Origin of the sequence: Melaminivora alkalimesophila (genome assembly GCF_000282995.1) — a bacterium.
In the GTDB taxonomy this organism is placed as follows: domain Bacteria; phylum Pseudomonadota; class Gammaproteobacteria; order Burkholderiales; family Burkholderiaceae_C; genus Melaminivora; species Melaminivora alkalimesophila.
Genome location: NZ_ALEE01000804.1, coordinates 1 through 763 on the forward strand (window position 1 = coordinate 1; position 763 = coordinate 763).

Sequence of the window (763 nt, forward strand, 5' to 3'; positions counted from 1 at the left end):
GGCCGCTGCCGCGGCGGCGGGAGCGTTGCTGTGGGCGGTGTGTGGGCTGCGCGCCACGGCCTTCCTCTCGGGTGCGCTGGATCCAGCGTTGGAAGGGGTGGAGCTGCGGGTGACTGGCGTGGTGGCGAGCATGCCGCAGCCGCGCGAAGGGGGCTGGCGCCTGCGGCTGGCGGTCGAGGCCGCGCAGCGCGAGGGACGCGCGGTTGCGCTGCCGCCGCTGGTGGACCTTTCTTGGCATGCCGGGGGCTGGGGTGGTGGGGGTCCGCCGGCGCCTGCATTGCGGGCCGGCGAGCGCTGGCGCCTGACGGTGCGGCTGAATGCCCCCCATGGTGCGCGCAACCCGCATGGTTTCGACTACGAGCTGTGGCTGTGGGAGCAGGGCGTGCAAGCCACCGGGCAGGTGCGCACTGGCGCACGCGCCGCGGCGCGGCACGGCGCTGCCGAGCGGCTGGGCCAGACCTGGCAGTACCCGGTCGAGCAATGGCGCCAGCAGGTGCGTGACACGATCCTCGCGCGGCTCGCGCCGACTGGCGCGTCCGAGCGGCGCCAGCGTGCCGCCGGGGTCGTCGCGGCGCTGGTGACAGGCGATCAGCGCGCCATCGACCGGGCCGACTGGGACGTGTTCCGCGCCACCGGGGTGGCGCACCTGATGAGCATCTCGGGCCTGCACATCACGCTCTTTGCGTGGCTGGCTTCGGGTGCGCTGGGGCGGCTGTGGCGCTTGAGTGCGCGGCTGCCGCTGTGGGTGCCGGCGCCGACCGCC

Annotated in this window: 1 protein-coding gene; it reads left to right on the forward strand. The window is 75.1% G+C overall.

The features are described 5' to 3' along the window. Nucleotides 1–763: ComEC/Rec2 family competence protein (locus A612_RS15490; RefSeq protein WP_040437187.1), on the forward strand; the 763-nt coding region annotated here is incomplete at both ends.